The organism is Vibrio sp. La 4.2.2, from assembly GCF_027586995.1.
Taxonomy (GTDB): Bacteria; Pseudomonadota; Gammaproteobacteria; order Enterobacterales; family Vibrionaceae; genus Vibrio; species Vibrio mediterranei.
Map to the genome: position 1 here is coordinate 1 of NZ_JAPPTJ010000001.1, position 25,612 is coordinate 25,612.

The window sequence follows — 25,612 nt, forward strand, 5'->3', positions numbered from 1 at the left end:
ATTACTTTAATAACAAATAGATCAGAATAACTAATGAAAAACAAAAGTATTTTTTTAGATAATTATCAATCTTCGATATTTTAGATTGAATATTCCAATTTTCACTGAAGAATTTTATAAGGTGAGCAAATAGCCGATTTTTAAACAAATTACAGATTGCTTTTCTAGCCAGTTCCTGCACCATAGAGACTAAACTAATGTGCTACTAGTAAGAAATATCATGAGAACTCTGCCATGGAATGCTTGGTTACTTGCCACAGTCCAACCTTTTGTCCTCTCTGTAGGCGCTTTAAACGTATTTTTGGGAGGCATTGTCGGTACCAGTCTTCATAGTGACCCGACCCTCGCTACTTTTCCGGTCACTGCTTTGATTTTAGGCGTATCACTTAATATCTTTCCCGCTGCTCGTATCCAAAGAAAAATCGGTCGAAAACGCGCTTTCGTTATCGCTGCGCTAGTAAGCAGCGTCGCGGCCTTCTTTGCAGCTTGGAACATCGATAATGGCAGTTTCTGGGGATTCTCACTGAGCACTTTCATTCTTGGCACTCAATTAGCCTACGTCGGTCAATATCGATTCGCAGCAATAGAGAGTTGTGCAAACCCTTCCCAACATGCCAGTGTTATAAGTTTAGTTTTAGTCGGAGGTATTGCAGCAGCATGGGTTGGTCCTGAACTGCTCAATTTGGGCCAGTTTATCCCAATGTTTGAGTCTGATTACGCTCGGGCATACGCGGCACTAGGGACTCTAGAGATCGTTGGTGCTCTCATTCTGGCTATCGCAATGAAACCTCTAGAGATTCACGATAGCAATAACGAGGTAGGTGAAGCGCGCACCCTTTCACTTCTATTTAAACAACCCCTACTTTGGCTCGCTATCGGTGCTGGGCTTACCGCTTATGCAGTTATGGCTTTCTTAATGACTGCGACACCACTTGCGATGTCGGGTCATGGACATGATATCCAAAGCGCAAAATGGGTCATTCAGAGTCATGTCATGGCAATGTACTTACCGTCATTAATCACTCCGCTGATCATTAAGCGCATCGGTCTCTACAAGTTGATATCCTTAGGTTGCATTATATTCCTTGCTTGTATTGTCATCGCTCTACTAGGACATTCCGTACACCATTATTGGTGGGCATTAGTAGCACTTGGTGTGGGTTGGAACTTCTTATTTATCGGAGGGACAACATTATTACCTCAAACATACAAGCCTAGTGAGCGATTCAAAGTGCAAGCTGTAAACGATTTCTCTATCACTGGATTTCAAGCGGCGGGTTCATTAGGAGCGGGATTCGTCCTCTATACTCAAGGCTGGGCGTGGATGTTGATTGCCTCACTATTTCCTATCGCGCTGTTGTTTGTCCTCAATTTAGTCGTTAAGAAATAGCTCAAGTAACCATGTTTTGACACACAAAACCATATAAGGCCGTCAATGACGGCCTTATTCGTACTTAACAATAGGTACCAAGTTGGCAATGAGAGTAGCTAGCGTGCATGTCATTGACTTTAACAAGACGTTGATTTACATCGCCCTGCCCCGCCAATTGAATCTGGTACCAACGGTTATATCGTTTTTCGTCGGAAGTAATACTATCGGCAACGTACTTAAGAACCTGATCATACGTAGCGACATTTTTTTCTGAAAAGCGATAACTATCAATAACGTCCTGTCGCTTTTCATCCAGCTGTTTAGCTAACGCAATACGGTCTTTTTTCATTTCAGTATCTTTTTCAGTAACTAAAATGGCTAGATAGTAGTAGGTTAATGCCGCATTTAACTGGCTCTTGTTAGCCGTTAAAGTATCCAAATGATATTTCACGTCATTTTCATCGGGGGATTGCTTATCAAAAGAGGCGACAAAGTCTTCGCTGTCCAACGCATCCCTTGAAAAAGACCAATCATAAGCCACCAGCAACCCCAAAATCACGGGTAGTATCCACTTTTTCATCTAGAGCACTCTTTCTACTTGTCCAGACCGATACTCGAAGCTCTCCTCAGCCTCGACCCAACACTCCACCATCTCACCTTCTAACTCAAGGCTTTCGCAGTCCTCTAACACGCCAAACTGGCCACTGGTAAGCATCACGACAATATCCATATGCATTTCCTTATGCAGTATCTAGATATGTTCAAAATTAGTCGCTATACCCCAACTCTTCAAGGAAACAAGACTAAAGTCTTATCGACTAATGGGCTCAACGCTATCACCCTCCCAAACAAAATACATTACTTAAACTAATCCATAAATCATTGAAAATTTATTTTTTAATTGAGAGTGGAATAATTATTTAAAGCTAAATTGTATTTGAGATCTCAATCACGGATATACTTGGAATTCAAATATAATATAAGCATCAATATGGAATTGGATAGATAAAATGAAACCAACAATGAAATTTAAACTAAAAGTTACGGAGTGCATCAAGCTGTTATTGCTTGCACTTCGTTCTTTTTGTTTGTTTTTCATACCACAATCTATTGATTCTGTAGATAAACTGACGAACGCATCTCAATCAGAACTCGCAACAGACGAGCTCAATCTTGCAGAGCAATACTCTAATTTATGGACTAAGAGCGCCGAACTCATTCCTCCATTTAGAGCGATTTCTCTTCCAATGGCAACGACTCGATTCAACCATGAATACAAGTACGCGGTGCAACACGCTCGCTTACTACGTCTTGTATTGAGCTTTATTGCCATTGTAGGATTTACAGAGATTTTAAAAGCATGTCAGTACTCTGTACTTGAGAAAGCCTACGCTTTTCTTACATTAGTTGATAGAAACATCAAAAAACACACAACTAGCGTTATCGCAATTGTGTGTTTTTTTTTACAATAAAAAGAGGATTACATTATGTTCATCGTGTGCGTTGCCGCTTGCCCTACTGGCGTAGCTCATACCTATATGGCCGCTGAAGCGCTTGAAGTTAAAGCCAAGGAATTGGGACTCGAAGTAAAAGTCGAGACTCAAGGTAGTATGGGAGCTGAAAACGAAATTACTCCTGAAGATATTGCGCGAGCTGACGCTGCTATTATCGCAGCTGATGTGGCAATAAATGGTGTTGAGCGTTTCGCTTCACTTCCTAAAATTGAATGCAAAGTAGCAGATCCAATTAAGCACGGCTCTGCTTTGTTTGAGGCGCTAACAGCGGAGGTGTAATTATGAGCCAGTTCAATGCAGGACAAAAATCAGTAGGTACTGAAATTAAGAATGCCATCATGACCGGTGTGTCATATATGCTCCCTTTCATCATTGCCGGCGCGGTACTGATGGGAATTGCTCGTATCGGTGCCTCGTTTTATGGTGTCGATAACATTTGGGATGGCAGTCACGCCGAGTCGGTACATCAACTAGTCAGACTGTTCCACGATTTTGACGGCTTCGGTGGTATGGCATTATCGCTAATGTTACCTGTTGTTGCGGGATACATCGCGTTTGCTATCGCTAACAAGCCGGCGATAGCCCCAGGCATGATTGGTGGTTTGCTTGCCGGTAAAATCGGTACTGGTTTCCTGGGGGCGCTTGCAGCAGGCCTTCTCGCAGGTTATATCGTCAAGTATCTAGCAACCAAAATTAAGCTACCAAAGTCACTAGCCTCCGCCGGACCAATCTTTATTATTCCTGTTGGCGGTACTCTGCTCGTTTGCGCACTAATGTCTTACGTAATCGGCGACCCAATGGCGGCATTGAATAGAGGTCTAGAAACATGGCTACTCTCTATGTCTGACGGCAACAAAATCGTTCTTGCGGCGGTAGTCGGTGGCATGGTTGGCTTTGACCTTGGCGGTCCGATCAATAAAGCGGCAGTAACTACTGCTATGGCTCTATTAGCGTCTGGCATTTATGATCCAAATACAGCAGCCCAAGTCGCTATTATTATTCCGCCAATTGGCATTGGTGTTGCGACGTTAATCTGGAAATCTCGCTTTCCCGCATCACTTCAAGAAGCAGGCAAAGCCTCAACACTGATGGGGCTAATCGGTGTGTCAGAGGGCGCTATTCCCTTTGCACTGGCTAATCCAAAGATCATCGCAGTAAACGTTTTGGGCTCTGCCGTTGGTGCCGCTATGGCTGTAGGCTTAGGAGCCGTAAACAAAGCGCCAATCTCAGGATTCTACGGCTGGCTTGCTGTTGAAAGCTGGTTTGTTTACGTCTTAGCAATTGCAACGGGCTCAGCCATCATTGCCGTAGGTTCCCTGTTAGTTTTCAACGGTGAACAAACGACAAAGCAGGACAAAACGGAAAACGCACCTAAATTTACCGTTTCCCGTTAAGCAAATTCTTCTTAGTTCAGGGCTAGTCACCTAGCCCTGAGATATACCTTCATTATAAAACTATTAGAGCCCATGCTCTGGGGTTAATCACGCCTTATGAAAACTATTCATTTAATTCAGCATACCCACTGGGATCGCGAATGGTATTTTACTGAGAACGATTCAAAAGCACTACTTTATTATTTTATGGACGATTTAATGTCTAATCTGGAACGAGATAATAATATAGGACCTTTTGTATTAGATGCTCAAACTGTTGTATTAGACGACTATTTACAAGTTGCACCAGAACACAAAGAACGATTAGAATTTCTTATCAAAAACCAGAGAATATTGACTGGCCCCTGGTATACTCAAACGGACTTTCTCACCGTCAGTGCTGAGTCAATTACGCGTAACCTACTACTTGGGATGAGCGACTGTGAGAAATATGGTCAAGCGATGAAAATCGGCTATGTTCCTGATTCCTTTGGGCAAACAGAGCAACTACCAATGCTGTTAAATCAATTCAATATTGATAGAGCAGTTTTATGGCGTGGTTGGTCTGAACGACTCGTCGCCAATACAGAATTTCAATGGCAGAGCCAAGACGGGAGTAAGATAACAACAGCAGTCTTTCCATGGGGTTATGGGTGTTCAAAATGGTTACCTACTGACCCTATGAGTTTTACCGAAGCTATTACTTCCAATGCACGAAAGCAATGCCAGTTTGCAGCGAGTGAGCACGTCATGCTTCCGAATGGCAATGACCAATCACCTTTTGAGTTTCAGGTAGTTAGCCTTCTTGATCATGCCAACCAAACCCAAGATGAATTTCACTTTGTGAACAGTTCTTTCGATGACTATTTCGATGCACTTGCTACATCGGCTCCCACTCTAAATTGCTTCAAAGGTGAAATGCTCGATCCTAAGTATATGAGAATTCATCGTGGCATTTTCTCGACACGAATGGATATTAAGCTCGCGAACGAAAAGTTAGAAACCCTAGTCAGTCGTTATTTGGAGCCTTTGCTGGCATTAAACTACACAAATGGACTGCCTTACCCACAAAATGCCGTTAATCAGATCTGGCGTGAAGCCATGAAAAGTCATGCACACGATAGTATCGGTGGTTGCAACTCAGACCGTGTAAATGCAATGGTTCTTAATCGTCTTTTGTCAGGCATCGAAACCTCTGAGCAATTGTTAGAACTCAACTTCAGAAAGTTAACGCAAGGTATTCAAGCCTCTGTCGATGGCACAAAAATCGTAGTCTTCAACAGTATTCCGAAAAAACGTGACAGTTTAGTTGAAGTTACCATCTACACCCCGTCTGACCAATTTAACATCGTCGATCAGCAAGGTAACGAACTGCAATATCAAATCATTGACGAATCACAACAAGATATGTCGACGATCATTCAGGAACTCTCGAATAACACAACAACAACTTGGTATAGAAAGATCTCCATGATGGTGAGTGTTAAAGATATCCCTGCATGTGGTTATACAACGATTTACCTTCAAGAAGATAAGCTAAGTGCAACTAACTCTGACACAACCCGCCGCAAAGAATCAGTAATCAGTAACCAATGGTTCACTCTTGAATACCAAACTAACGGTACACTGCATCTTGTCGACCATAGGAATGGCGCTCGATACCCGAACCTGTTCGAAATCTGTGATGGTTCTGACGAAGGTGACAACTACAATTTTTCTCCACTCCTCAATGATTGGATAATTAGCAGTAAGAGCGCCGAACACACCGTGTTTGTAGAAACAGGCGTATTAACGTCAACCATGACATTAAGTTTCTCCATGGTGCTTCCTAAAAACCTTGATGAGAGAAAGCAACACGTCGCTTCAACTCGACTTCCTATTTCTCTCAAAATCACTCTACGTAATGACCGTCCTGCCATTGATGTAGACGTTGACTTAGATAACTGCGTTTTGGACCACCGTTTACAAATCAACTTCCCTACAGGCATAGAGTGCTCACAACATGTGGCAGACCAACCATTTGGCTTGGTCACTCGAGAGAACGTACCGGGTGAGCTTGATATCTGGCAACAAGAATCGTGGACCGAAGCACCTGTTGCTAACTATCCGATGCAATCAATGGTGCTACATCGTAATGCGTCGCGAGGGTTAGGTGTTGTCACGAAAGGCTTACGCGAGTACGAGTTTCATCAAGACACACCTAACTCTATTGCTATTACCCTACTACGTAGCGTTGGTTGGCTTGGACAAGCAAATCTCACTTATCGACCAGGTCGTGCCTCTGGTATGGTCCTTCCTGCTCCTGACTCTCAAATTCAAGGCCGTCATCAGTTCTCTCTTTCTCTGGTTCCTTTCTGTAGTGAAAAGGAAACTGAGTACTGGCAAACCGTTGAGTGTATCAATACACCCGTCATCAGCCATGTCGGCACTGACTGGGCAAGATTCAGACTCAACCCTACAACGCTTGTCGTCCCAGAATCACAAAGCCTGGTCGAATGGAACAATTCTCTGCACTTCAGCACATTAAAGAAATCTGAGCACTCCGAACAGATTATTTTACGTGCTTTCAACCCTACTTTATCTTCGTGCGAATTTGGCGATATTCAAACTCTTTACTCATACCAAAATGTTCAACTAGACGAACGTAGCCCAGTAGAACAAACGGCAGACATACCACCGTGCCGACCAGTAACAATAAGCCTTGCAACCAAAGCACTATGAGAAACGACAATGACTAATCTTAATTTTATCTGCCCACTACCAAATGGTTTACATGCGCGACCTGCCAAAGAAATTGAGCTACGAGCAAATCGATTCAACTGTGACATTCTCTTAGTCAACAGCTCAAAAGATAAAACTGCTAATGCGAAAAGTGTCTTGTCTATGATTAGTGCCGATATCTTGGAAGGCGATCATTGCCAGTTTATTTTCACTGGCTCAGACGCCAACGAGGCACTTATGTTTTTTCAATCATTTGTTGATACTGAACTCAGCCATATCGACAATGCGATAGACACACAGAATGTCCAATTAAGCGAACAACCACTTCCTGTGGGTTTAATGCGTGCAGCACCTCGTTATGTACGAGGTACCGTTGCTTCAGTCGGTTTGGGTGAGGCTAGTGCTACTCTCTGGCAACAAACTGACCTTAGAAAAATGGCCGCTGCATTACCAAGCCAGACGTCATCTTGTATCGAGAGTGAATTACAGAGTGCTTTGAAAGCGTTACAACTAAACCTTTTGAAGAAGCAAGCTAGCTCTGAAGGCGAATGTAAAGAGATACTCGAAGCACATTTGAAAATTGCCCAAGATGAAGAGCTAGGTCGTGCTCTAATGATGCAAAATAATGCGTTAAACACTCTTGATGCGATCGCAAATGCATGCGACAAGTTATGTGCGCCACTGGAAAATAGCGCTAGTGACTATTTGAAAGAACGAGCGCTCGATATCAAAGATATCGCTCTTCAACTTGCTAATATCGTTCGCGATGAAGATCTGAGTCAAATGCCGACGATCACAGCACCAACTATTTTGGTCTCAGACACGCTACTCACCCCAAGTCAGCTTCTTGCTCTTCCAAAAGCACTAATTCAAGGTATTGTGATGGGTGAAGGAGGCAGCACTTCTCACACTATAATCTTGGCACGCTCTTTTAATATTCCTGTTTTGGTCGGAATAGAAAACCCCACTCAGCAGATTATCCAAGGCCAACGGCTCGTTGTTGATGCCATTAATGGCGCATTGATTTTAGAGAGTAACGTGGCTTGTGATGCGTTCTATCAACTAGAGCGCAAAAAACTCAACGCACTTTCGGCTCAAACCGCAGAGTTTAAGGGTCTTGAAGTAACGACACTCGATAAAGAAAAGGTTAACGTTCTCGCCAATATCGTCTCAAGCGAAGAAGCTGGGGGTATCTATTCGTCTGGTGCAGATGGTATTGGGCTATATCGAACTGAGATGCTGTTCTGCGAGCGTACCACTCCACCTTCAGAGGAGGAGCAATTCCAACATTATTCAAATGTTGTGAAACATAGCCAAGGTAACAAGGTGGTTATTCGAACTCTAGATATAGGCGGTGACAAACCTTGTGCTTATATGGGTTTTCCAGCAGAAGACAACCCTTTCTTAGGTTATCGTGCTGTCAGAATGTACCCTCAATATGACGCCATTATACGCTCTCAGCTTCGTGCATTACTTAGAGCCAGTTGTTTTGGTGAAGTGTCTATCATGGTGCCTATGATTTCTAACCTTAACGAAATCATTTGGTGCAGAGAACTCATTGACGAACTGGCTATCGAACTTGCCAATGAAGGGCATGAGTTAGGCAATATCCGTCTTGGTGCAATGGCTGAGGTTCCATCCATTGCTTACATCTTCGACCAAGCATCTGAGTTCATCGATTTCATTTCTATTGGTAGTAACGACCTAGCACAATACTTCTTTGCGTGTGACCGAGGAAACAAAACCATCGCTGACCTATACGACCACTTCAACCCAGCCTTTATCGCATTTCTAAAGCAGCTGATTGGTTCGGCAAAAGTGGCCAAGTTAGAGGTTAGTCTGTGTGGCGAGTTCGCTGCTGACCCTATCGCGCAACCCTTGTTATTGGGTTGTGGGCTCACACAGTTTTCTATGGCAGCCTCGAAAATTGCCACAAGCAAACGTGCCTTAACTCGACTTAACGTAAACGAGTGTGAAGCTTTAGTTAATGAAGTACTTACCTTAACGAATAGCGAGCAAGTGAAAGCGCGTGTCGCAGCGTTTTACAACAGCAGTGACGGCAAAGAAACACTCGATGAAGCGCTCGTATTTACTCAACAATCTATTAGATCGAAAGAAGAAGCCATAAAGCTACTTTGCGATAACTTAGAGATTAACGAACGCACAGGTTGTGCAAATGAGATTGAAAAAGCGATTTGGGACAGAGAAGCCGTGTTTTCAACCGCACTAGGATTTTCAGTAGCTATTCCTCATTGTAAATCTTCCAGTGTCTCTCATAACAGCGTCTCCGTTCTCACCTTAGACAACCCTATCTCTTGGGGCGAGGATGTCGATGTTGATATTATTATCATGCTTACTGTCACTGAAGAGGGTAAGGATTCACATATGAAGATTTTCTCTAAAATCGCACGCAAACTCATGCATGAAGACTTCCGTACCTCTTTGCAGCAAGCTCATGAACGGAAGCAAGTCATCGACATTTTGAATAACGCAATCAACGCCTAAAGCTTGTTCTTATCTGATTGCTGATAAGCAATTAACCATCAGTATTCATCGGAGGAGGTCCACAGAAATGTGGGCCTATGTTTCAGTGGCTTCCAAATCATCTCAATCTTTAATTTTGTTATCTGCTGTGTTTTTCAGTTGGGGTCTACTAACTTCTGCAAACAGTATATTAGTCCCCTATTTTCAATCGACATTTTCACTAAGCTACGAACAATCGATGCTTGTTCAACTGGCCTTTTATTTTGCTCCGTTTGCCATAAGCATTCCTACTTCTGCTTTAATGGCCCGTAAAGGGTATAAATTAAGCCTGACGGTAGCGCTTATGCTCACATTTTTGGGCTCGCTCTGTTTGTGTATCAGTCTTTATGCTGAAAGTTTTGTCTTCGCGTTAAGTGCCGTTTTTATAACCGCTATGGGAGTAGCTGCTTTGCAGGTTGTTGCTAACCCGTACATCATCAGAACCAGTAACGACCAGAACGAAACTAAGAGGTTAACGATCGCTTCAACGTTCAATTCGTTAGGTACAACTATCGGTCCTATTGTTCTTGGAGTCGCTATGATTTCCATCGGACTATCCAACATTTACTTAGTTTTATCCGCATTGCTTGTTTTGCTTGCCTGTACTTTGTACTCCTCATCGATAACCGATTATCGAAGCGCAGAGAGCGTGAAAATTCTAAGTCATCTGGCTACCTTACGTCACCAGCCTCAGTTTATTTTTGGTGCTGCAACTATCTTTGTTTACGTAGGGGTCGAGGTGTCGATTGGTACCGTCACGATAAGTTACCTTTCTGATCCCAACATTGGAGGATTCAGTGCTCCAGTTGCCGCTACGTTAATGAGCTTATACTGGGCTGGCTCCCTGCTTGGTCGTTTTGGATACAGCATTTTTGCCCAACGTCTTTCTGCGATGAACACGTTGTTCTCTGGTGCGTGTATTGCGATGATATTACTTTCAGTTGCTATCTTATCGCCGTCGCTTTTTGGCGGAGTCGCTCTAATAATGATTGGTCTGTGCAATTCATTTATGTATCCAATCATATTTTCTCGAGCGGTTTCAGGACTCGGTGATGCAAGTGGTGCAGCATCAGCGATTCTCATCATGTGCGGTATTGGTGGCGGAATTATCCCTATGATGCAAGCAACGCTAATTACAAGGTTTGATGTCCCTACTAGTTACCTCATTCCTGTCCTCTGTTATGCCTTCATTGCTTCGTTCGCCTTCATCGCCAAAAAGCGAGGACTGTCCATCGTGACCGCATAGCAACGTATCCTATCTCACTTGAACTGGTATCCGCTTTCTTCCCCACGGCTTGTCGCATTTCGCGAAACGTCCTGCAATTTGGTGGCCACAGTGGTGGCAAACGCCAGAGCTAGTTAGTGCGCAATCGCCGAGTTGGTGCCAGTTACGTGAGAGCACTTTATTATGACAGCTTGGGCAATAGGTACTGCTGCAAGCTTCATCGTGTACATTGCCCACATAGACATAGTGAAGACCGTTGTTAAGCGCTATGTTTCGCGCTCTGACTAAACTGTCCGCTGGTGTTCTCGTTTTATCGAGCATTTTGAAGTCTGGATGAAATGCGGTGAAATGAAGTGGCACTTCAGGTCCCAAATTGTCCATGACCCACTGGGTCATGGCATCGATTTCAGCCGAGCTGTCGTTTTCGTCGGGGATAAGCAGAGTGGTAATTTCAAACCAAACATCGGTTTCATGCTTAAGATACTTCAACGTATCTAATACCGGAGCAAGTTGCCCACTGCACACTTTATGATAGAAACGCTCAGTAAAAGCTTTGAGATCAATGTTGGCAGCGTCCATCACTGAGTAGAAGCTTTCTCGCGGCTTCTCACACATGTAGCCTGCCGAAACTGCAACGGTATTTACTCCTGCCTCTCTACATGCGAGCGCGGTATCGACAGCATATTCAAGAAAAATCACTGGATCGTTGTAGGTAAAAGCGATGCTGTCACTTTGGTGTTTCGTCGCTGTTAAGGCTATATGCTCAGGACTTGCCTGACTGCCTAACGTGTCAATTTGACGAGACTTACTGATATTCCAGTTCTGGCAAAACTTGCACCCTAAATTACACCCAGCAGTCCCAAAAGAGAGCACTGAACTACCCGGATAAAAATGGTTGAGAGGCTTTTTCTCTATAGGGTCAATGCAAAAACCACTCGAACGCCCATAGGTGGTTAACACTATCTCACCATCAATGGCTTGACGAACAAAACATGCGCCACGCTTGCCTTCTCTGAGAGTGCAAAAACGAGGGCAAACCGTGCAAGTGACTCTTCCATCGTCCTGCAAATGCCAAAATTGTGTACGGTGATTGGCGTTAACTGGTTCCATCTCACACCTTCATTCAGTACAAAAACTATACTAATGAGTATATACATTTGATGTTATTTGAGTGGAAAAATGACGATTAGACCTCCTGCTGTCGCGGGCCGTTTTTATAACAAGGATACCGAGCAACTCACTAGACAGGTAAACCAGTTATTGACTGGCCCTAACGTCAGAGACGCAGAGACATGTAACGTTCAGAATGATCTGCGAGGACTTATTGTTCCACACGCAGGCTATGTATTTTCAGGAGAAACAGCAGGATTAGCGTACCATCAGTTGCAATCTGTCGCACAGCAGTTTTCACGAGTGATTTTAGTTGGTCCTAGTCATCGAGTCGCGTTTCACGGATGTGCATTACCTTCTGTGGGTGCCTTTGAAACACCTCTAGGCCGCTTGAGCATTGACCGAGATTGTGTCGAGTTACTTGCCGACAATTCCATGGTATCGATTAACGATCAAGCACATGCTCAAGAACATAGCTTGGAAGTACAACTTCCCTTTCTTCAAACGGTATTGGATGACTTTCAACTGCTGCCCATCGTCACAGGACAAGTTAGTGCCTTAGAGATTGCCAAACTTATTGAGCCAATATGGGACAGCAAGACCTTATTGGTGATCAGCACTGATCTTAGTCACTTTCATCGCTATTCTGAGTGCCAACGCCTTGACCGGCAGACCTGCAACAAAATTGAGTCAGGCATGACGACGATTACCCCACCCGAAGCGTGCGGTTCAACCGGTGTTAATGCCGTAATCCATCTTATTTCAACCAAACAATATCAGTTACAGCGTCTCACTTTGATTAATTCCGGAGACACTGAATATGGTGATAAACAAAGGGTCGTTGGTTATGTCAGTTACACAATCTGCCGCTAATCCATCGAAAAGTACGCTAACCCATAGCGAGCTTTCTATGTTGCTCGACGTGGTTGAACACACCATTCATTGCTATTTGAATGAACTACCGCTACCGAAAGTACTGGTACAAGATTACCCAGAAAGTTTGGCTTTACCCGGGGCTTGCTTTGTCACGCTAACCGTAAACAATCAGCTGCAAGGCTGCATTGGCACAACAGTGGCACAGATTCCCTTAGTACTAGAAGTAGAGAGAAAAGCTTGGGCAGCGGCTTGCCAAGATAGACGATTTACCCCTCTTCAAAAACATCAAGCCGAAGCGCTTAACATTGAGGTTTCCGTACTGACACAACCCGAACTCCTGCACGTTGATTCGGAACAAGACTTACTACAGCACCTTTCCTTGCACCAGTGCGGCGTGACGTTAAAGGACGGAAAAAAAGGCGCGTTATTCTTACCCCAAGTTTGGGAACAACTCCCTAATCCGGCTCAATTCTTAGGACACCTAAAACAAAAAGCCGGGTGGTCTCTAGATTTTTGGAGTGATTCGATACAAGTCGCCACTTTCGAAGTGCAAGCATTAAGCCGCCCATTCCGCAGGCTATAGATATTCTAACGCTTTGATTAATAACCAGTGAGCTCCATATATCCTCTACCCTGATGAGATCCTTCAACGATAATTGGACCTTCCCAATATGGGATGGATAGTGGCATTTTGGCGTTAGAATTAAGTGCTGAAAGCTTTACGTTAATGCCCTGAGACACGACTTTTAGTATCCACTGCGTTGGGTATGATTGGCCTTCAATTATCGTTTGTTGAACGGCTGACAGTTCTAGATCGTTTTGAGTCAAAGTAATGCCTCGACCATCTTTATACATTAATCGCCCATAGGAATAGCTCGCTTGTCCGGTCGCAGCATCACGCAATTGAAAGACCACCAAACTCGTTGCTTCGTCTAACCGTATTGCGAACCAATCCCATCCTTGTTGAGAATCGAGCAAAAATTGAGAGCTCCACTCTCGGTCTATCCAGCCTTGTCCAGATACCTGATGGCTTTCACCATTAATCGATACAGTACCGTGAACGTCGATAAAGGGCTGGCTGTAATAATACGATGCAACCTTTCCGTCAGCGCTTTTCTCGCTATAACCCTCATCACCTTGTTTTTGATAGGGAGCGGTTCGAGTCAATGACAATTGATAGCCGAACTGGTTTGATGCGACATCAAGAGTGGCAGGGAAAAGATCGTTGGTTGTGGAAGTCCATTGCCAATCATCAATAAAGACTTGAAACGGTTCGCTTGATACGTCCGCTATTTCTGGGTGCTGGCGAGACCACTTCTCATCTGCAAGATGAATATCAGGGGTTGTAATCGCACTGTGCGCCATAAAGATCTGCTGGCTTTGCCATCCATTTTCATTCGCTGGTGCCTCAGAACTCACCGCCAAGCGAAACTGTGTCCATTGAATACCATATTCTCGGCCTTCGGCATCCTGTAAGTTTGCCGTGAGATACCACCACTCTTGACGAAAGTCGTTGTGGGCTTGATGATCTTCTGGAAAAGAAAGGTCACGACCACCTTTGACCTCTTCAAATTGACCATCATCGGAGCCTAACATTTGGCCAAAACTTGGAGCGTCAGGTTCACCGCAGCCAATAAGGATTAGAGCCGATAATGCCGCCATCATCTGTTTGAACATTACAGTACCTCGCTTTGCAAACTTGCGACCACAGGACGAGTCACCAAACGCCACAAAGGAATAACGGTCGCGACGATGGTCACGGCGACGGTTATGGTCGCAAGGCGAACCACATCCATCCAACTCCAAACAAAGTTCAAACTCCAACCAAATGCTCTCAATGTCACAATATCAGTCAGCACATAACCGACTAATGCGCCCAATGGCAAGGCAACCAATAATGTGAACAGCACTAAAGTGACCATTTGTCCTACCACCATAACAAACAATTGCGATTTGTTGACGCCCAGTGCATAAAGCCGAGCGATAGCTGCTTTGCGAGCTTCCAGTAGCATAAAACAGGAAGTAAATAAGCCGATAACAGCGACGAGTAACGTCACTCCATTGAGAGCGCTGGTAATAGCAAAGGTTTGAGCAAATATATTGAGCGCAATCGCCTTAATTTCTGCCTGATCAAACAATTGACTGGAGTGTAAATTCAGTTTGGTTTTTAACGCTTGCTGCATAGCTTCGCGGTTACCGCTCACCTTCACACCTAAACTGCTTGGCACCATCGAGAACCCTTGTGATTGCCATAATTCAGGCGAGATAAGCACTTCGCCATCGGGCGAACCATAATCATAAAAAATGGCACCGACTGTCAGTGTCATGCCAGACATAAAGTCTCCTGGCAGCTCACTTCCCAGTACTAACCCCAGTTTCACTGCCATCGGCTCACTGATAGCCACGACATCCCCAGCATAGAAACGGGACCAAAAATCATTGACTTGTGATTGAAACACCATGGTTTGTTCTAAGGTTATACGGTCTTTGGTACCTAATCGTGTGGGCAGTCCACTGACGTTAGATTGCACATAATATTGCTTATAGACCTCTTCCACGCCGTCGAAATGAGCTAACGTCTGCTCGACTTTAGTCATGTCACTTTGTGCAGGACTGACATAAATATCCGCATGCAGGCGCTGCTCTAGCCAATGTTTCAATGTCGACTCGAAACTGCCCACCAAGGTGTTCATTCCTATGTTAGCGGTAATAGCCAACAACAGCGCCATCATAGCCAAAGACAAAGGTGCAATCAGTTCCCGCAACTCCGCAAACAGGTACTGGACCAACCCAGTAGAGGTTTTACGTTCTGCTATTCGAGCCAGCAGGCCAAGAGACTTGGGCAGCAACATTGGAATCGCAACAATAAACACACCCAGCCAAAACATCGTTAAGCGAAAATAACTACTCAACCAAAGGCCAATGAGTGCCACCACCACAAGTATCAGCCCAACGGTCATCAAGCGGTTTTCGTTACTCTGTTCAGGAGATTGATAGAATCCGCCGTGGGAGGATAAGGGTTGTTGTACCCTCTGTTTGAAATGATGCCAACAAGCGAACAATGCCGCTACTAACGTAAGTAGCAATGCCTGAGCCCACCATTGCCATTGCCATGTTCCCGGCAATAACGTTGCGCCGTAAAGCTGCTCTAAGGTGAGTGCTACCGTGGGATGTAACCAATGACTTAATTGGATACCAAAGATAAACCCAAGACTGGAGCCTACAGTGACCAAAAGCACCAGTTCTAAAATCAGCGCCAAGAAAACCGTGTTAGGTGTGAGTCCCGCTTGCTGCATTTGCACTAACAGCCGATTGCGTTTCAGTAAGCTGTATTTCACACCGTTGTAGGCAATGAATAATCCAACCAGAAATGCCAACATACTCATTGCAGTGAGGTTGAGGTGAAAGCTCTCTGTCAGTGAACCAAGGTCTGAGCTTTTTGTATTGGCAACCCATTGTGCTTCGCCTGATATCAACGCTTGCCACTTAGTATCGTCCGCCACCTTGTTATCTAATATTGCAATGTAGCTAAGCTGCCCCTGTTTGTTCAGCAAACGTTGGGCAAGGCTGATATCCACCAGCAAGCGACTTCCCAACTGCCATTCGTCGGGTACTACAACAAACTGGATAGCAACGTCGTCCAAAACCGCGGTCTTAGCGCCGCCCATCCTTTGATACTGAGTTTCGCTTACAATGACAAAAGGTTCGCCATTCATCAAATTCGCCAGAGGCAATGCTGAATTAGATAAAGACACATCATCACTCTCTGACTGTAATCGAGAGCGTGAAGTGACGGCCGCTACAATGTCACTTCCTTGGATAGAATAACGTCGCCCAGTATCATCTCTCACTCGACCCTCAAGTATTGGCAACGATTGACTCAACCCAGATTGACGTAATGAAAAGTACACGGATTCAGCAAGATAGCGCTGTCCAGGCATTGGAATGACTAGATAACTCGCCTTGACGCTAAGCGATTCTGCCGATTCCGCGTAACTGCGTTTGGCGTTTAAATTGATCGCTTGCACGGCCACAAATAACGTCACTGCCAAGATAATGCCAATAAGAATAGCGAGTGCCTGTAAAGGCGCTTGACGATAGTGGGCAGCAGAAATGGACAGAGCGACTCGTAGATGGATTCCTTTACGGTTTTTCATAAAGCAATCCGTTTTCTAGACGGCAACGTCGCTGCATAAACGCCGCACATTCTTCGCTGTGAGTGACAAGCAAAACAGATGTATTTCCTTCGCGGGTAATATCTTCTAACAGTCGCATCACTTCCAAGCCCGCTTTCTGGTCAAGGTTTCCGGTGGGTTCATCTGCCAAAAGCAATGCGGGTTGATGCGCCAACGCTCTTGCAATCGCCACTCGTTGTTGCTGACCACCTGATAACGCAGAAACATGGCGTTCAAGCAGTGGTTGAATATCCAATTTAGCGACTAAATAGTCGCACCAAGCGTTCCACTTCCGTTTGTTTAAACTTAAAGGAAACTCAATATTCTGTCGGACATTTAACGGCGTTAGCAGGTTAAATTGCTGAAAGACTACGCCAAGCTTGTGGTGACGAAAATAGCCCCATTGCTTATCGTTCCACGTTTGCGCCAATTCACCAGCCAACTCTAAGGTCCCACTGGTCATTGGCTCGAAACCACCCAAAATATTCAATAGCGTGCTCTTGCCACTACCACTTGCGCCAGTGAGTGCCATGCTCTCTCCTTCCGCCAGCGACAAGTTCACTCTGTCCAATACGTGATGAGATTCTTTGCCGTCAATAAACGTTTTGACCGCATCTTTAAGTACAACTACCGGCCTTGGTAAAACCATCGCTCTTGGCACTATCGAGCTTTCCATCCAGGTTCCTTATTTGGGTTTGGATACTTTATACGTACTCGTTAAGGTAACGGATGCTTACCTTGTTGAGCGAGCTAATTATCGAAATTATAACGGATATTTCTTGTGCATTGCGCCCACTCATTAGCTAAGTCATTGTGTTTTCGTTAATCCGCTGCGTCATTTCACATATTCCTGAAAGAAAACGTTCTTTGAACTATAAATTAAACTATATTGATACAAAATGTATCAATATGGACAGTTAAAATGCATTCAGTAAAAGGAATTAGAACAACCATTGGCGAGTCGCCTATTTGGAAACCCGACACCAATAGTCTCGTCTGGGTCGAAGCTGCAGGTAGTGAGATTTTTGAGTATTCGATTCACAGCCAGAGTACCCAAGTCTTTCACGTACCTTTTGATATCACGGCGATTGCACGATGTGAGGGCAATGGTTGGATATGTGCTAGCAAACAGGGACTGTTTTATTGTACTTCGAGTTTTGACGATTTTGCTCCTATCGCTGATCCTTGCTTTGGTTCAACTAAGCTTCATTTAAATGATGCGGTTACGGCGCCGAATGGTCATTTATGGTTTGGTTCGATGAACCACAAGCAACTTGAAGCTCCTGATGGCAAGCTTTACCGACTAACGGCGAACACCGCGCTTGAAATGGATTCTGGATTCAGCGTCGCCAACGGCATAGCGTTTAACCCAGCACTCAAACGCGCCTACTGTTCAAATATGTTCCAAAGAAAAGTATATGAATATCAACTCGATGATTCGATGACCCAAATAATTGAAAAGGCGGTGTTTGTTGAACTCGATGAGTGCAAGGGCTATCCTGATGGGCTGTCCGTTGATCGCCACGGAAACCTGTATATCTGTCACTGGGACTGCGGCATCATTTCCTATTACACTCCATCACAGAACAAAATAGGTCATGCCACACAACTTGGTGAAATCAATCTTGCAGTTAAGCACGCTACGCGCTGTACTTTTGGCGGCGAAGATTTCAATACCTTATTCGTCACAACAGCAGATTATGAGCTCACCACTCAAGAGTCGGTGTTATATCCCAGTTCAGGAGAACTCTTTATTCTCGATGCGCCAACTCAAGGACGAGAAGAGTATCGGGTCAATACCGACATTTTGCCCCACTCAAATCAAGTCAATGTCTCTTTAACCAGTTGAAACTCGTAAAATACTTTGGGAATATAAAGCCTTGCTGCCCAAATGACTGCGTTAACGCAGTGAGATTGGATATTATTTTAGGGTGAGCTTTTAAAAGGAATCTATGGTGTCGGAAAAAGTAAATTCAGTCGATCGTCTTATCAACGTTATTGAACGGATTGGCGAAGCAAAGAGTCCTATCTCAGCTTCTGATATTATCTTCGAGTCAGGGATTCCCAAACCTACTTGCCACCGATTGTTGCAGCAACTCGATGACGCAAACTACATCCAGTCTGATGAACGCGGTCATTTCTATCCAGGCTCACAAATGCTCTCTATCGCGTTGGATGTAAGATGGACCAATCAGCATAAACTGCAACGACAAGCTATTCTACACGGCCTTTCTCGTAAGCTAGAGGAAACCTGCGGTTTGGCCTTGGCGAATGATGACCCTAGCCCGCATATGGTCTACTACGACCGAATTCAAACCAATTGGCCGCTGCAAATTGTCATTCCGGTTGGTTTTCCCACTCCACTTTGGGCATCCGCCAGCGGCAAGCTTTATTTAAGTACTTTGACGCCACCCCAATTACGTCGAGTATTGAGTAAAATTGAACTGAGCCAGTGTGCGAAAAACACCATTATCGACAAGCAGAGCCTAAAAAAGGAGCTAAGCGTTATTCAACGCAGAGGGTACAGCGTGGATGATGAAGAGTTCATTGATGGTATGGTGGCGATCGCACTTCCCCTTTATGACCAATTTGGCAACTTTATGGCAGCCTTATTTTGTCATTGTCCAAAGAGCCGTAAAACCGTTGCCGATCTCGAAAATTACCTCCCTATTCTTCGTGTCGCCCAACAGAGCCTAGAAGCCGTATATCAGGAAATGAAAGAGCTGGCGGAAAGTAAATAGCAAGGTGTGACTCATCTTTACCTAATCATACAGTCACATAGCTAAAGCTTCCTTAAACTGGGGGCATAGTAATTACTAAACTTAGCTCTTTTTCACTAAGTTCGTTAGCTGTTCACGTTCGCTATCTCGCCATTTCAAGGAACTCATCAGATTATGAAAAAGCTCTGCTTTTTAGCTGCATTACTCATCACTGGTCATGCACAGGCACAATGGGACAACCCTGTCGACCGTTATGCCAACGAATATAAAAACCATATCTCTGCTAAATGCCCGATTCCAAAAGATAATATTCAGCATTTTGTGTACTTTGCACGTGATCGAGAAGCCATACACAATCACCCATTGCTAAACAACACTCGCTTTTCGGGTGCGCAAATCATGTACTCTTGGGCAATGTTAGAACCAGAGAAAGATCAGTACGACTTTTCTATGATTCAAGCCGATTATGACTATCTAAATGCACATGGCAAAAAGCTCTTTATTCAGCTTCAGGACGCGACGTTTGATCCTCGCTACAAAGGTGTACCTAGCTACCTCTTGTCTGATGAATACGATGGTGGTGCGGTTTACCAATACACAGACGACGGTGAGCCAGAGGGTTGGGTGGCAAAACGGTGGGACAGCAAAGTAAGAGCGCGTTTCGCGAAACTCCTCAACGCATTAGGAAAACAGTTTGATGGAAAAGTTGAAGGCATCAACCTTCAAGAAACCGCTATTGGCGTTGAGAAAGATCCAAGCTTCACTGAAGCGAGTTATGTCGAAGGACTCAAGGATAATATGCGGGCCATGAAACACGCGTTCCCAACCTCCACCACGATGCAATACGCTAACTTTATGGTTGGTGAATGGCTACCATGGGAAGATAAAGGTTACTTAAAGAGTGTTTATCAATATGGACAAGAAATAGGTGTTGGCCTTGGCGCACCTGACCTTATGATGCGAAAACGCGGACAATTAAATCACGCCCTAGCGATGATGCATGAGAATAACTATACCGTGCCACTTGGTATCGCGATACAAGATGGTAACTACATTGGCCAAACCAACAATACTGACGTCGTGGATAAACGACAAAGTCTTGTTCCTGCCCTCCACTCATTCGCTCAGTCGTTTCTTCATGTTAACTATATGTTTTGGGTAAACCAAGAACCCTATTTTGAGCAGGATGTATTACCCTGCTTTAAGTAATCGATAGCCCCGCTGTAAAACCTGCCTGAGTCTGCTTCAGGCAGGTTGAAATCTAAAGGTGCTTGTTTCCTGAGCATTTGGTAACTGCACATGAATCAATCCATGACATTCACAATAAATCTCGCTACCATTCACGCAATGTAAATAATTCTCATTGGCGACTAACATTGTTGTTTGCTGGTGCACCGCTATTTTGCTATGACTATTTCTCATTCAGATTACTTCAAAATTGCTCTGCCCTTTATTATCTCCACAGTCACTCAGCCTCTGCTGGGTGCCGTCGATACTGCTGTGATTGGCCACTTAGGTATCACACAGCTGATTGGTGGCGTTGCTATCGGGACGGTCATTATGAACACCCTATATTGGTTGTTCGGTTTTTTCCGAGTTAGTACAACGGGCCAAAGTGCAATGGCATTAGGTAAAGGTGATGACGCATTGATGACAAATAGTTTGATGCGCCCATTTGTTCTTGCTGCTGTTGTCGGTGCAAGCTTTATCCTACTACAGTCCGTCATTTGGCAAGGAGCACTCTGGGTAATAGAGCCCGAAAATGCCGTAGCTGAACAAGCCCATATCTATTTTGGTATTTTAATCTTCGGTGCTCCGTTTGTGCTTCTCAACTACACCATTATTGGTTGGTTGATGGGGCAAGCGAAAGCGAAAGAAACTTTATACACCCAGGTCTTTGGCAATGTCTTGAATATTGTCCTTGACGCAGTATTTGTATTGTATTTTGACCTTGGTGTAGCAGGTGTGGCTTATGCAAGCTTGATTGCACAGATCGCGACATTTGCGATTGGAATGACGTTAGTATTCAATACACAAGGAATGTCTCTAACTCGCCTTATTTCCTCCGCCAAAATGAGTAGGCACGACTTCTCAACGATCGTCTCATCGAATACTGATTTGATGTTGAGAACGGTCTGCATTTTGGTTTTCTTCAACATGATGGCAAGAGTTGGCTCTCAACTAGGGGCTGACGTACTTGCGGTTAACGCCATCCTTATGCAAATTACTTTTATCGTCAGCTACATGTTTGATGGTATTGCTAATGCCTCTAGTGTTTTCGCCGGTAAAGCCGTCGGACAAAACAATCCAAAGATGCTAGATCGAGTGCTAACACTCAATTTCCAGTGGACATCGGGCTTCATCGTAATTCTCACTCTGTTGGTGCTGATGTTCCAATCGCATTTAGTTTTACTGTTCACGACACAAACAGAACTCGTCAGCTTGTATCACCAAGTGGCAGCTTGGCTAATTGTATTCCCCTTGGTTGCCGGGTACGGCTTAACGGTCTACGGGATCTTTACCGGAACCGGAACAACCCGACCGGTCAGAGACTCCAGTATTGCAACACTGATGGTGTTTTTATTGGCGCAGTTATTGGCTGTTCCACTATGGGGTAACCACGGTTTATGGCTTGCTTTTACTATTTTTTATTGTGGCCGTATCGTCTTTCTCTATCCATTCATCGGTCAAGTTAAGCAAAAGTGTGGTCATCAAACCATTTCTTAGCCCCAACCACAAAACCATACTATTCAAGAAGCTCTCTTTTGAGTGCTTTTTTGATTTAATCTGGTGATACACCAGCGAGAAAATCTACACCGTAATCTGTGCATTGCTCTTCTCTTACCTAACTCGTGATGATAACATTGTTATGTTATAACATATTATTTAAGAGTTTTTTCGTGACACCTCCTCTCCTCGCCATAAATCAACTATCCATAAGCAGTAAAGACCGAATCCTATTTCAAGGCATTCAGTTTGACGTATCTGCGGGGGAAACGCTGGCCGTAATGGGTCCTTCAGGTATTGGTAAGTCCATGCTATCTAAAGCCATTGCGGGCTTTACTCCAGACACCATATCCGTATCGGGTACGATAACAATTGCGGGCAGTGAAGTCTGTAAGATTCCATTGCTTAATCGTTCTGCACAACAACGGCCAGCCTTCATTTTTCAGGATGCCCTTCAAGCGCTTAATCCTTTAGTTTCTGTAGAGAAGCAGCTTTGTCTCGCTCTCACCGGAGACCAAACAAAGCCAAGCGCTAGAAATCGGAACACCATAGTTAATCTACTTGCTCGTCTTGGGTTTCCCGATCCAGCCATAGTATTAACCAATTATCCTAGCCAACTCTCTGGTGGGCAGAGACAACGCATTTGCATTGCTATTGGTTTATTAAGCCAAGCTCAAGTATTAATTGCAGACGAACCGACAAGTGCTCTCGATCCTGTCACTGAACAGGAAATATTGACTCTCATTCTCCAAAGCGTAAAGCAGTCCAATATGGCTGGTATTTTGATTACACACGACCTAAATAGTGCGTTAGCTTGCGACAAATTACTGGTTATTGACGAAGGAAAAGTCGCTGCTTATGGTGAACCGCGAGTCGCTCTTGAATCCAGTTCTCATCATTTTTGTCGTTCACTGAAAGGACTCCTTCAATGACTGCCATTATCGAAGAGACTATCATGGGTTGTAGTAAGGTAAGTTCAACTTTAGTGAGCTTTAGCAATGTCAGTGTGCACCACTACTCTACTCCTAGATGGTTGGGTGGCAAACCATTTAAAGCACTCAGTAATGTTTCCCTCCAGATCGAGAATCAAAACATTGCCATTGTTGGCCCATCGGGTGCCGGAAAGTCTACGCTTATTGAATTGCTCTTTGGTTTACGGACACCTTCACTAGGAAACGTTCAAATCGCGGGAAGGACACTCTCTCTCCACAACGCAAGCGAGCGTTTGAGGGTCTGCAGTGAAGTACAAATGGTTCCCCAAGAGCCACACACAAGTTTAAATCCGTATTACACAGTCGAACAAATCCTGATTGAACCACTAGAAAACCTCAAAATTGGGGGGAACCACCCACAGCTCGCACAAATTGCACTGAACGAGGTTGGCTTGACCACGGACTTGTTGTCACTCTACCCACAACAGCTTTCAACAGGTCAGGCACAGCGAATCGCCATCGCTCGTGCGCTCATTGTAAAACCCAAGTTACTTGTTGCAGACGAACCTACCAGTAGCTTAGACCCAGTAAATCGCCAACGAATAATCGAACTGCTCAACTCGCTAAAGCAAAAATATGACCTGCAACTACTTCTTGTCAGTCACGACCTCAAGGCAGCAATCGCGCTATGTGAAGAGATAGTGGTCTTAGATCAAGGAGAGATCGTCGAATACGGCTTTGTTAAACAAATCATGGAACAACCTGTTCACCCAACAACACAGGCACTGATTCGTGCCCAAATTCATTCAAAAACGAATACTTAACACAACATCACCGAGACATAATCATGCGTTTTCACTCAATTAAATTGGCATGCGCGCTTGCGCTCGCTCTACCGTTAACTGGCTGTTTTGATACACAAACTGAAAACAGTGAATCAAGCGTCAAATCCGAGATTCGTGTGGCAATGATGCAGCCACCTCGCACTGGACTATCACCATTATCTGACGACGCTTTCAAATTGTCACGTTGGAGCACCGCGGAAACGTTAATCAATCTTTCCCCGGCTTCTGAGGTTGAACCAATGCTGGCTACCGATTGGAAGCAGATTGACCCACTCACATGGCACTTCACTATTCGCCAGGGTGTGAAATTCCACGATGGTTCCATGCTAACCGCAGAATCAGTGGTTAACTCACTGCAACAGGCTTTGAGTGCTGCACCTAAGCCTCGTATACTTGATGGTGTTGACCTCACTGTGAGAGCCCTTGATTCATCGCACGTAGAAATCAAGACAACATTTAATGACCCTTTACTACCTAGCCGCTTATCAAGTCCTCAACTCGCCATTTTGGCGGCAACTGCATATAAAGAGAATGGTCGAGTCGTACCCACTGGTGCAGGTACTGGTCCATTTGAATTAATCGAAATTAACGGCACAACCAGTGCCACGCTAAAACGATTCGATGATTACTGGGGTGAGAAAGCACACATAGACACGGTCATCGCTGAGTATGTTCCAAATGGTTTCGCGCGTGCAGCAGCACTACGCACAGGTTCCGCCGATGTTGTCGAAGCTGTGCCTGTATCTCAAATAGCAACGATTGATAGCAACCTTTTACACGAAGTGGCTATGCCGCGAACCAACACGCTCTACTTAAACAATAAGTCAGATGTTTTTAGTCAATTAGAGTTGCGCCAAGTTGCCGCCGCCGCGGTAGATAGAGAGCAAATCATTAAAACTGTGTATGAAAACCATGCCGATATTGCGAAGGGTTTGTTAGGTCCGGCACTTGCTTGGGCTGCACCACATCGTCCCGAAGCATCACCGATTGAAGCTAAAACAAAAGCAAATGGTGAGAAAATCGTCATAGGTACTTTCACTGACCGTGCTGAACTTCCTGAAGTCGCCGCTTTGCTCAAACAGCAGCTTGAAAGCGCAGGCTTCCAAGTAGAACTTGATATCCGTGAGTACGCTCAAATTGAAAACGATGCATTAGCGGGTAATTTTGATGCCTTTATTCTTTCTCGAGCGACAGTTTTGGATTCAGGCGATCCTATCGCATATATGATGAGTGATTTTGGCTGTAAGGGATCGTTCAACTTAGGTCAATTCTGTTCTGAGGAAGTCGACAACGCTCTGACTTACGCCGATCTACAGCCTTTAGGACCAAAACGTCAACAAGCCATCATTGCTGCAGAACAGATCATTTTGAACGATTTCGCTGCCATTCCACTGCTACACGAACGTGTCATTCAGGGTGAAAGCCTTCGTGTTTCTGATGCTGTTCGCGACCCAAGCGAACGTCGCCTTATCAATGCGAACACTAAGGTGAACTAACTT

At 44.6% G+C, this 25,612-nt stretch carries 22 protein-coding genes; 16 read left to right on the top strand and 6 right to left on the bottom strand.

All coding sequences use genetic code 11. The features are described 5' to 3' along the window. Positions 1 to 220: 220 nt before the first annotated feature. Positions 221 to 1,390, top strand: coding sequence for an MFS transporter (locus OH456_RS00005; RefSeq protein ID WP_006070450.1), 1,170 nt, complete (start codon positions 221 to 223; stop codon positions 1,388 to 1,390). Between the two features lie 64 nt (positions 1,391 to 1,454). Here the strand turns inward: OH456_RS00005 and OH456_RS00010 are convergent, their stop codons facing one another. Next, positions 1,455 to 1,952 carry a hypothetical protein gene (locus tag OH456_RS00010; protein WP_062459202.1) on the bottom strand — a complete coding sequence of 166 codons (498 nt, stop codon included), beginning with the start codon at positions 1,950 to 1,952 and terminating at the stop codon, positions 1,455 to 1,457. Continuing rightward, a complete protein-coding gene (locus tag OH456_RS00015) occupies positions 1,953 to 2,102 on the bottom strand; it encodes a hypothetical protein (protein WP_006070452.1) in 150 nt (49 codons plus the stop codon). A 292-nt stretch (positions 2,103 to 2,394) separates the two neighbouring features. On the opposite strand from OH456_RS00015, the gene OH456_RS00020 reads away from it, so the two are divergent. From OH456_RS00020 to OH456_RS00045, 6 genes are all read left to right on the top strand, one after another. Continuing rightward, entirely contained in the window at positions 2,395 to 2,844 is a 450-nt protein-coding gene (locus OH456_RS00020; protein ID WP_270032541.1) for a hypothetical protein, read from the top strand. Positions 2,845 to 2,859: 15 nt separating this feature from the next. Continuing rightward, a complete protein-coding gene (locus OH456_RS00025) occupies positions 2,860 to 3,165 on the top strand; it encodes a PTS fructose transporter subunit IIB (protein ID WP_353505907.1) in 306 nt (101 codons plus the stop codon). 2 nt (positions 3,166 to 3,167) lie between these two features. After that, positions 3,168 to 4,280, top strand: a complete 1,113-nt coding sequence (locus tag OH456_RS00030) for a PTS fructose transporter subunit IIC (RefSeq protein ID WP_006070455.1) — start codon at positions 3,168 to 3,170, stop codon at positions 4,278 to 4,280. Positions 4,281 to 4,376: 96 nt separating this feature from the next. Beyond that, positions 4,377 to 6,980, top strand: a complete 2,604-nt coding sequence (locus OH456_RS00035) for a glycoside hydrolase family 38 C-terminal domain-containing protein (RefSeq protein ID WP_270032542.1) — start codon at positions 4,377 to 4,379, stop codon at positions 6,978 to 6,980. A gap of 9 nt (positions 6,981 to 6,989) precedes the next feature. Beyond that, positions 6,990 to 9,485, top strand: a complete 2,496-nt coding sequence (gene ptsP, locus OH456_RS00040; RefSeq protein WP_270032543.1) for a phosphoenolpyruvate--protein phosphotransferase — start codon at positions 6,990 to 6,992, stop codon at positions 9,483 to 9,485. Between the two features lie 67 nt (positions 9,486 to 9,552). Further along, complete coding sequence (locus OH456_RS00045) at positions 9,553 to 10,749, top strand: MFS transporter (RefSeq protein ID WP_124941956.1); 1,197 nt, start codon at positions 9,553 to 9,555, stop codon at positions 10,747 to 10,749. Between the two features lie 9 nt (positions 10,750 to 10,758). On the opposite strand, the gene amrS is transcribed toward OH456_RS00045, so the two are convergent. Continuing rightward, entirely contained in the window at positions 10,759 to 11,838 is a 1,080-nt protein-coding gene (amrS, locus tag OH456_RS00050; RefSeq protein WP_270032544.1) for an AmmeMemoRadiSam system radical SAM enzyme, read from the bottom strand. A gap of 69 nt (positions 11,839 to 11,907) precedes the next feature. On the opposite strand from amrS, the gene amrB reads away from it, so the two are divergent. After that, positions 11,908 to 12,711, top strand: a complete 804-nt coding sequence (gene amrB / locus OH456_RS00055) for an AmmeMemoRadiSam system protein B (protein WP_270032545.1) — start codon at positions 11,908 to 11,910, stop codon at positions 12,709 to 12,711. Further along, a complete protein-coding gene (amrA, locus tag OH456_RS00060) occupies positions 12,686 to 13,297 on the top strand; it encodes an AmmeMemoRadiSam system protein A (protein WP_038226637.1) in 612 nt (203 codons plus the stop codon). Before amrB ends, amrA begins: the two co-directional genes overlap by 26 nt. Before the next feature lie 17 nt (positions 13,298 to 13,314). Here amrA and OH456_RS00065 read toward each other — a convergent pair whose 3' ends face one another. Genes OH456_RS00065 through OH456_RS00075 form a run of 3 tightly spaced genes read right to left on the bottom strand, consistent with a single transcriptional unit; the run spans position 13,315 to position 17,565 of the window. Then, positions 13,315 to 14,391, bottom strand: a complete 1,077-nt coding sequence (locus OH456_RS00065) for a lipocalin-like domain-containing protein (protein ID WP_270032546.1) — start codon at positions 14,389 to 14,391, stop codon at positions 13,315 to 13,317. Next, complete coding sequence (locus tag OH456_RS00070; RefSeq protein ID WP_270032547.1) at positions 14,391 to 16,871, bottom strand: ABC transporter permease; 2,481 nt, start codon at positions 16,869 to 16,871, stop codon at positions 14,391 to 14,393. The genes OH456_RS00065 and OH456_RS00070 overlap by 1 nt, the downstream gene beginning before the upstream one ends. Then, positions 16,858 to 17,565: an ABC transporter ATP-binding protein gene (locus tag OH456_RS00075; protein ID WP_252039662.1), complete on the bottom strand. Its 708-nt coding sequence runs from the start codon at positions 17,563 to 17,565 to the stop codon at positions 16,858 to 16,860. Before OH456_RS00075 ends, OH456_RS00070 begins: the two co-directional genes overlap by 14 nt. 246 nt (positions 17,566 to 17,811) lie before the next feature. On the opposite strand from OH456_RS00075, the gene OH456_RS00080 reads away from it, so the two are divergent. The 7 genes from OH456_RS00080 to OH456_RS00110 all read left to right on the top strand — a co-directional run bounded on the left by OH456_RS00080 (position 17,812) and on the right by OH456_RS00110 (position 25,609). Continuing rightward, positions 17,812 to 18,738, top strand: a complete 927-nt coding sequence (locus OH456_RS00080) for an SMP-30/gluconolactonase/LRE family protein (RefSeq protein WP_252039661.1) — start codon at positions 17,812 to 17,814, stop codon at positions 18,736 to 18,738. 103 nt (positions 18,739 to 18,841) lie between these two features. Then, a complete protein-coding gene (locus OH456_RS00085) occupies positions 18,842 to 19,630 on the top strand; it encodes an IclR family transcriptional regulator (protein ID WP_065311644.1) in 789 nt (262 codons plus the stop codon). 153 nt (positions 19,631 to 19,783) lie between these two features. Next, positions 19,784 to 20,818 carry a hypothetical protein gene (locus OH456_RS00090; protein WP_270032548.1) on the top strand — a complete coding sequence of 345 codons (1,035 nt, stop codon included), beginning with the start codon at positions 19,784 to 19,786 and terminating at the stop codon, positions 20,816 to 20,818. Positions 20,819 to 21,016: 198 nt separating this feature from the next. After that, entirely contained in the window at positions 21,017 to 22,336 is a 1,320-nt protein-coding gene (locus OH456_RS00095; protein WP_270032549.1) for an MATE family efflux transporter, read from the top strand. Between the two features lie 173 nt (positions 22,337 to 22,509). Continuing rightward, entirely contained in the window at positions 22,510 to 23,268 is a 759-nt protein-coding gene (locus OH456_RS00100) for an ATP-binding cassette domain-containing protein (protein WP_270032550.1), read from the top strand. Next, positions 23,265 to 24,092 (top strand): ABC transporter ATP-binding protein, encoded by an 828-nt coding sequence (locus OH456_RS00105; protein ID WP_270032551.1) that lies wholly within the window; start codon positions 23,265 to 23,267, stop codon positions 24,090 to 24,092. Before OH456_RS00100 ends, OH456_RS00105 begins: the two co-directional genes overlap by 4 nt. A gap of 23 nt (positions 24,093 to 24,115) precedes the next feature. Continuing rightward, positions 24,116 to 25,609 carry an ABC transporter substrate-binding protein gene (locus tag OH456_RS00110; protein WP_270032552.1) on the top strand — a complete coding sequence of 498 codons (1,494 nt, stop codon included), beginning with the start codon at positions 24,116 to 24,118 and terminating at the stop codon, positions 25,607 to 25,609. Positions 25,610 to 25,612: the final 3 nt, after the last annotated feature.

Excerpts from the sequence above, each read along its gene's own strand:
- OH456_RS00080 (WP_252039661.1), top strand. The coding sequence starts at position 17,812 with ATGCATTCAGTAAAAGGAATTAGAACAACCATTGGCGAGTCGCCTATT.
- amrB (WP_270032545.1), top strand. The coding sequence starts at position 11,908 with ATGACGATTAGACCTCCTGCTGTCGCGGGCCGTTTTTATAACAAGGAT.
- OH456_RS00045 (WP_124941956.1), top strand. The coding sequence starts at position 9,553 with ATGTGGGCCTATGTTTCAGTGGCTTCCAAATCATCTCAATCTTTAATT.
- OH456_RS00025 (WP_353505907.1), top strand. The coding sequence starts at position 2,860 with ATGTTCATCGTGTGCGTTGCCGCTTGCCCTACTGGCGTAGCTCATACC.
- OH456_RS00090 (WP_270032548.1), top strand. The coding sequence starts at position 19,784 with ATGAAAAAGCTCTGCTTTTTAGCTGCATTACTCATCACTGGTCATGCA.
- OH456_RS00015 (WP_006070452.1), bottom strand. The coding sequence starts at position 2,102 with ATGGATATTGTCGTGATGCTTACCAGTGGCCAGTTTGGCGTGTTAGAG.
- amrA (WP_038226637.1), top strand. The coding sequence starts at position 12,686 with ATGTCAGTTACACAATCTGCCGCTAATCCATCGAAAAGTACGCTAACC.
- OH456_RS00030 (WP_006070455.1), top strand. The coding sequence starts at position 3,168 with ATGAGCCAGTTCAATGCAGGACAAAAATCAGTAGGTACTGAAATTAAG.
- OH456_RS00065 (WP_270032546.1), bottom strand. The coding sequence starts at position 14,391 with ATGTTCAAACAGATGATGGCGGCATTATCGGCTCTAATCCTTATTGGC.
- amrS (WP_270032544.1), bottom strand. The coding sequence starts at position 11,838 with ATGGAACCAGTTAACGCCAATCACCGTACACAATTTTGGCATTTGCAG.
- OH456_RS00035 (WP_270032542.1), top strand. The coding sequence starts at position 4,377 with ATGAAAACTATTCATTTAATTCAGCATACCCACTGGGATCGCGAATGG.
- OH456_RS00095 (WP_270032549.1), top strand. The coding sequence starts at position 21,017 with ATGACTATTTCTCATTCAGATTACTTCAAAATTGCTCTGCCCTTTATT.
- OH456_RS00075 (WP_252039662.1), bottom strand. The coding sequence starts at position 17,565 with ATGGAAAGCTCGATAGTGCCAAGAGCGATGGTTTTACCAAGGCCGGTA.
- OH456_RS00005 (WP_006070450.1), top strand. The coding sequence starts at position 221 with ATGAGAACTCTGCCATGGAATGCTTGGTTACTTGCCACAGTCCAACCT.
- OH456_RS00105 (WP_270032551.1), top strand. The coding sequence starts at position 23,265 with ATGACTGCCATTATCGAAGAGACTATCATGGGTTGTAGTAAGGTAAGT.
- OH456_RS00070 (WP_270032547.1), bottom strand. The coding sequence starts at position 16,871 with ATGAAAAACCGTAAAGGAATCCATCTACGAGTCGCTCTGTCCATTTCT.
- OH456_RS00010 (WP_062459202.1), bottom strand. The coding sequence starts at position 1,952 with ATGAAAAAGTGGATACTACCCGTGATTTTGGGGTTGCTGGTGGCTTAT.
- OH456_RS00020 (WP_270032541.1), top strand. The coding sequence starts at position 2,395 with ATGAAATTTAAACTAAAAGTTACGGAGTGCATCAAGCTGTTATTGCTT.
- OH456_RS00085 (WP_065311644.1), top strand. The coding sequence starts at position 18,842 with ATGGTGTCGGAAAAAGTAAATTCAGTCGATCGTCTTATCAACGTTATT.
- OH456_RS00110 (WP_270032552.1), top strand. The coding sequence starts at position 24,116 with ATGCGTTTTCACTCAATTAAATTGGCATGCGCGCTTGCGCTCGCTCTA.
- ptsP (WP_270032543.1), top strand. The coding sequence starts at position 6,990 with ATGACTAATCTTAATTTTATCTGCCCACTACCAAATGGTTTACATGCG.